Annotated in this window: 6 protein-coding genes and 1 riboswitch; all 6 genes read right to left on the reverse strand. The window is 62.3% G+C overall.

Annotated elements, in window-relative coordinates; translation table 11 throughout:
• The coding region (locus A3754_RS17185; protein WP_063520677.1) for an ABC transporter ATP-binding protein at positions 1-667 on the reverse strand (667 nt) is incomplete at its 3' end.
• Between the two features lie 51 nt (positions 668-718).
• Positions 719-1,699: an iron ABC transporter permease gene (locus A3754_RS17190; RefSeq protein ID WP_082872342.1), complete on the reverse strand. Its 981-nt coding sequence runs from the start codon at positions 1,697-1,699 to the stop codon at positions 719-721.
• Entirely contained in the window at positions 1,686-2,567 is an 882-nt protein-coding gene (locus A3754_RS17195; RefSeq protein ID WP_063520678.1) for a cobalamin-binding protein, read from the reverse strand. The genes A3754_RS17190 and A3754_RS17195 overlap by 14 nt, the downstream gene beginning before the upstream one ends.
• Positions 2,568-2,601: 34 nt before the next feature.
• Positions 2,602-4,422 carry a TonB-dependent receptor domain-containing protein gene (locus A3754_RS17200; RefSeq protein ID WP_082872344.1) on the reverse strand — a complete coding sequence of 607 codons (1,821 nt, stop codon included), beginning with the start codon at positions 4,420-4,422 and terminating at the stop codon, positions 2,602-2,604.
• A gap of 165 nt (positions 4,423-4,587) precedes the next feature.
• A riboswitch (cobalamin riboswitch) is annotated at positions 4,588-4,803 on the reverse strand.
• A gap of 71 nt (positions 4,804-4,874) precedes the next feature.
• A complete protein-coding gene (gene cobD, locus A3754_RS17205; protein WP_063520680.1) occupies positions 4,875-5,882 on the reverse strand; it encodes a threonine-phosphate decarboxylase CobD in 1,008 nt (335 codons plus the stop codon).
• A partial coding sequence (locus A3754_RS17210; protein WP_197468697.1) for a cobalamin biosynthesis protein occupies positions 5,879-6,304 on the reverse strand: 426 nt, incomplete at its 5' end. The genes cobD and A3754_RS17210, both read right to left, overlap by 4 nt.

Here is a 6,304-nt window from a genome sequence, read left to right on the forward strand (position 1 = left end):
CCGGGCCGAAGCACAGCTCGCCGTCCGGATAGAGCAATAGCAGGTGATCACACCAGCGGGCGGCCAGGTTCAGATCGTGCAGGCACATAAACACCGCCGCACCGTTATCCGCCTGTTGATTCAACAATTCCATAACGGCTACCTGATGATGCAAGTCCAGATGGTTGGTGGGCTCATCCGCCAGCCAGATCGTTGGTTGCTGGGTCAGCGCCGTGGCAATGGACACCCGCTGCCGCTCGCCGCCGGACAAGGTACTCACCAGGCGATCCTTGAGCAGGTTTAGCGACAACGCAGACAAGGCCTCTTGAGCGAAACGAATATCCTCGGCGCTCTCGCGTTGCCAGGCAGACAAAAAAGGGTGGCGACCAATCAGCACGGTCTCCATAACCGTGGCAGGGAAGCTGTCCTGCCGCTCCTGGAACACCACCGCCACCTGCCGGGCAATCTGGCGCCGCGACAGATTTTCCAAGGGCTCCCCGTTAAGACTTACCCGGCCACGTCGGGGTGGCCGCAACCCCGCCAGGGTATGCAGCAATGACGTTTTGCCCGCCCCGTTCGGCCCCAATACGCCCCAACGCTGGCCGGATTTCACCTGCAAACCAAGAGGCTCACCATCCGCACGGCCCGGGATATCGACAATCAGATTTTCAATGTCCAGCACCGCCATGGCGCTCTCCGTTTGGTGACACAGGTTCCGGGCAATGCCTTTGCCAATCCATCAGCGGTTTCGATGCAGCAAAAACAGGAAAGTGGGCACCCCCAACAGGGCAGTAATCACCCCCACCGGCAACTGCTCCGGCGCCATCACCGTGCGCGCCAGGGTATCGGCCACGGTCAGCAGGGTGCCGCCGGCCAGCACACTGGCGGGCAGGATGATGCGCTGATCATTGCCCAGTAACAGGCGCAGCATGTGCGGCACAATCAATCCGACAAAGCCCACACTGCCCGCCGTGGTCACCGCCACCGCGGTCAGCAGGCTGGCGAGGATATACACCAGCCACTCCAGCGGCTTTACCGCAATGCCCAGCGCCGCCGCCTGCAACGGCCCCCGCGCCAGCACATTAAGACTGCGCCCCAGCGGCAGTGTGAGCAGCACCGCCGGAATCAATACCAGCCAGGCCCCATAGGGCGCACGGGCATAACTCAAATCACCCATCAGCCAATACAGCATGCCCGGCAGCCGATCCGCCGGACTCATGGTCAACATGAACGTAATCACCGCGCCCCAGCCGGCTGCCACCACCACGCCGGTCAGCAACAGGCGCGTGGGAGTCCAGCCGCCACCACCTTGCGCCAGCCCAAATACCAGCAAGGTGGACAACAGGGCGCCGGCAAACGCTGAACCGGACACCAGCGCCAGCCCACCAGCAACCAGCATGGCCCCCAGCGCACCAACGGCCGCACCACCGGAAATACCCAACACATAGGGATCCGCCAGCGGATTGCGCAACAGTACCTGCATCAGGGCACCGGCCAACGCCAACAACCCCCCGGTAGAAAAGGCTGCCAACGCACGGGGCATCCGCAGCGACACAATCAGCTCCCGGTACAGTTCACTGCCGCCGCCGGTGGCTACCGCCCACAGGTCCTGCAGCGAAATCGACACACTGCCCACCGCCACCGACAGCAATAACGCCAACAGCCCAAGACTGGCCAGTCCCAACAGGGCGGGAATTGCCCGCTGCTTACTGACGGGCACGGGCAGAGTCCAGATGCCGACACAAGGTACGGGCACCGGTCAGCATTTGCGGCGTGGGCCGCTGCAATGTGGAGGGCGCGACAAAAAACAGATTGTCGTTTTTCACCGCTTGCAAGGTGGCAAATTGCCGCCAGGGGTCCAGCCAACCGGGATTATCTTCGCCCATGCCGCCCGCAACGATGGCCTGCGGGTTTTTCTCCAGCACCGACTCCTTGCTGATACGCGGCGCCAGCGTGGGCAGATCGGCAAACACGTTTACGCCGCCACATATCTGAATCGCTTCACTGATCAGATGCTCACGATTCACCGTCATCAATGGCTCTTCCCACACCTGGTAGAACACACTGATTTTTGACGCATCGGCGTAACGTTCACGCAGGGCATCAATGCCGGCACGGAACGCATCCGCCGCGCCCTGCCCAACCTGTTCCGTCCCCGCCAGCCGGGCAAACCGCTCCAGCGTGGTACCCACATCCGCAAACCGGCGCGGTTCGCTGTAATACACCGGTAGACCCAGGGCCTGCAGACGCTCCACCTGGGGCAACGGATTGCCACTGTGCCAGGCCACAATCAGGTCCGGCTTCAGCGCCAACACCGCCTCCAGATCCAGGCGCTTGTAGCTGCCTACCCGCGGTAACTTTTTCGCCGCTGGCGGGTAATCACTAAAACTCACCGCCCCGACCATTTGTCCGCCCGCGCCCGCCGCAAACAGCAATTCGGTGGCACCGGGGGACAAAGCCACGATGCGGCTGGCCGGTTTTTCCAGACAGAGCTCGCGCTGGGTATCGTCGGTGACACACACCGCCGCCATTGCCGTATGAAACAGGGCCAGCATCGGCAACAACAACCCCCAGCGTAATACTCGCATCCACTCACTCCATCTGATGTTGAGAACCTCTGCACTACCTATCGTAGCGCAGGCTCAACATTACCGAACGCCCTGCGTTCATATAGTTCCACCCACCAAAGTTCTGTGCGGTGGTGTATTCCTTGTCGAGCACGTTTTTCACCGCCAGACGTGTGGACCAGTTGGGCGCGAAATTCCAGCCCGCCCGCAAATCCAGCAGACCAAAACCGGACAGCCGCACGTCGTTATCGGCATCGTTATAACGGTGGCCCTGTAGCACCACACTACCGCCCAGGGAAAACTCGCCCAGGGCCCGGTCCAGGTCAAAACGGAAACTGCGCTGGGACTGACGCTGCAGCACCAAACCGGTGTCCCGGTCTTGCGGATCCTGAGCCGTAAAGGCCGCGCCGGCACGCCACTGGTTGATATCCAACCCAACGGCCACTTCGGCACCCCGAATACGCGCCCGGTTCACATTGAACGGTGCGTAACGCCCCCCTTGCAAGGCATAGGCAATCAGGTCATCCACGTCGGTCTGGTAGGCCGCAATGTCCCAGTACCAATACCGGTACTGGCCTCTTGCGCCCACTTCGGTGCTTTTTGAACTTTCAGGGTCTAGTTGATCATTACCAAAGCCCGGGAAGTACAAGTCATTGAACGTCGGTGCGCGGAAGGCGGTGCCATAGCTGGCCCGTATCCGGTGATGCGCATCCAGCTTGTAGCCCAACGCCAGACCACCGGTGGTTTCACTGCCGTAGGCTTCGTTGTCATCGTAGCGGCCGCTGGCCTGCACATCGAATGCACCAAAGTTCAGCAACAGCTGGGCAAAACCGGCGGTGTTTTCACGCTCCTCTTCTGAATACAACGTGGTGCTGTCCACCAGGTCCTGCAAGTAATCGGCACCTACCACCAGCTGGTGATCCCCCAGGGCAAAAACGTTCTGCCAGTTCGCTGCCCGGCTGCGGGTGTTGAAGATACTGTCCCGGTCCCCGTCGGTGAAGTTTTCATTGTCGTCACGGGCATCGCTGAGAATCAGTTTGCTCAGCCAGTTTTCCGTCACCCACAGTTGCCCTTTCACTCCGGCGATCTGCATGGCGTAGTCAGTCACCTTTTCCTGCTCGGGGGTACTGCCTTCAAATTCGGTACTGCCCGCCGCGCGAAAACCGAACACGCCGATTTCCGCGTCGTTATCAAAACGGTAGGTCAGGCGAGCCACCGCAGAGGTATTGTCGTAACCGCGATCTTCGCTGCCTTCACGGATTTCCGTGCCATCGGTATCGAAGCGGTCCACGGCCACGTTATAGCGCGTGCCATCCTGCTCGCCCTGGGCACCGGCGGCGACCCGGCGACTATTGAAGGAACCACCACCCAATTCCATCCAGCCGCTTTGTTCATTGTTCAGATGGCGGGCACCCGGGGTAAAGACCTGAACCACGCCACCCACCGCATCGGCGCCATACAGGCTGCCACGGGGGCCACGCACGATTTCGATACGGTCAATCAGGGTGGTGGGCAAAAACTGCCAGGAGGGGCTGCCGGCGGTGGCGGAACGCAACCGCACCCCATCGACCATCAGCAATGTGGAACTGCTGCCGGTTCCTCGCAGGTACACGCTGGTGGCTTTCCCGAAGGCGCCGTTACCGGTGATATCCACCCCGGGTTGCCCACGCAGCATCTCGGTCATGTCCTGCGGCTGACGCTCACGCAATTGCTTTTCATCGATCACCGTCACCGACGACAACGAAGCCTCCGTAGTGCGGCTGGTCAACGTGGGCGTGACCACCACCGGATCGAGCATGGAAACCTGCAGGGCAGCAGAATCATCGGACTGTGCGGGCTCGGCATAGGCAAACAGCGGCCACACAGACAAAGACATCGCGGCGCAGGCCGCAACGGAACGAAACAACATTGGAAGATCCCCCTCTGCCGTGCCACCCGCACGGCCTGGATTTAGCCGCAGCAGAACAAGCACAGGGAGACAGGCGCCATCGCGCCAACCCACCCCGCATCGCCCACCGCAACACCTGGTTGGAAGCCGCAGCGGACTTCCTTACCTTCTGGCCGGTCTCCGGGCTGATGAGCGAGGAGCAACCTCTCGACAGTCGCCTTCCCATGCAAAAGCACAGTGGCGTTTCGACTGTCGTTCACTCAATCACCGTTGCGGGGGCAGCGTCGGATTTAGAGCCAGGGACTCTCACCGACTTCCCGTTTAACCCGCCCTGCGTTCAGGGAAGGCACCGGAAGGTGGCGCGAAAATACCAATGGCCGGGGGAACAAGCAAACACAAAAACGTTTATGAAAGGGGCTCACGTTGGCTTGAGTAAACTCTCAAGCCAACGCAGACAGAGCGTAGCGCAAACGCTCCCATTGCGCCTCGCCCCCTGCCAAACCAAACCGCAAGGCCGCTGGCTCGGCAAAATACCGCACCAGCACGCCCTGTCTTGCCAACACTTCGAAGCACACCCGCGACTGGTCGCCCGGGCACCAGGCAAACAGGTCACTGTCTCCCTGGGGGGACAGCCCGGCGGCGCTCAGCAACCCATCCAGGCGCTGGCGATCCTCACGCAACCGCTGGCGCTGCTGTTGCTGCCAGGCCTGATCCTGAATCGCCTGCGCCATCACATACCGCGCCGGGTGGCTCATGGCCCAAGGCCCCAATGCCTGCTGCAAGTCGTGGCACAGCGCCGGTTCAGCGACCATCAACCCGGCGCGTAATCCGGCAAGGCCAAAGAACTTTCCCAACGACCGCAGCACAATCAGGCCGGCCTGATGCGCCTCCCCCACCAACGACTTGCCGTTGCTGGCATCCACAAAGGCCTCATCCACCACCAGCCAGCCACCGCGGGCGGCCAGCTGCTGGTGCCAGCACCGCAGTGTGGCGGCCGGCAACAAGGTTCCGGTGGGATTATTCGGGTTCACGCACACCAGCACGTCCAGCCTCGGCAGCGTCACCTCAGCCTCCTCCACACCAAGCAACACCACCTCATGACCACCCTGTTGCCAGGCGCGGGCATGCTCGGCGTAGGCCGGCGCCAAAACGCCTACCCGGCAGGGCGATCGCAGGGCCGGCAAGGTTTGCAGCGCTGCCTGGCTCCCCGCCACCGGCAGGCAACCGGCACCCGCAGGCAGCCCCAACCAATCACGCGCCACCGCGTCCAGGCCGTCATCTTCTTCCGGGAGGCGCAACCAGACCGACTCAGGAATGGCCGGCACGGGATAACCATACGGGCTGATGCCGGTGGACAGATCCAGCCAGTCACTGCGGGGAATGCCCCACTGCCGTACCGCCTGATTCAGGCGCCCACCGTGCTCCAAGCCTTGCGGGGACACACTCACAGCAACGCCCCCGCGATGAGCACCACCAGCCACAGCACCAGGCTACGCCGCACCAGCACAATGGCCGCATCGATACTGTCCGCATCTGCTGTGCGGCCTTCACCCAGCAACGGTTTGTCTTTCCAGCCGCCGTGATACGGCGCACCGCCGCCCAGCTGCACCCCCAACGCGCCAGCGCCGGCAGCCATCACCGGGCCCGCATTGGGGCTGTCACAGGCAGCGGCCTGTTGCCGCCAGCAGCGCAACGCCAACCGGCAGCGCCCGTGCAACCCGCCCACCAGCGCATAGCTCAGCGCCGTCAGCCGCGAGGGCAGCCAGGCAAGCAGATCATCCAGCCGCGCCGCCGGTTTTCCAAACCGTTCGAACCGCTCGGTGCGGTAGCCCCACATGGCATCCAGCGTATTCACCAGCCGATGTAATAC

The organism is Alcanivorax sp. HI0083, assembly GCF_001635175.1.

What these genes read in the sequence shown, in the direction of transcription:
- A3754_RS17195 (WP_063520678.1), bottom strand. Translation starts at nt 2,567, where the DNA reads ATGCGAGTATTACGCTGGGGGTTGTTGTTGCCGATGCTGGCCCTGTTT.
- A3754_RS17200 (WP_082872344.1), bottom strand. Translation starts at nt 4,422, where the DNA reads ATGTCTTTGTCTGTGTGGCCGCTGTTTGCCTATGCCGAGCCCGCACAG.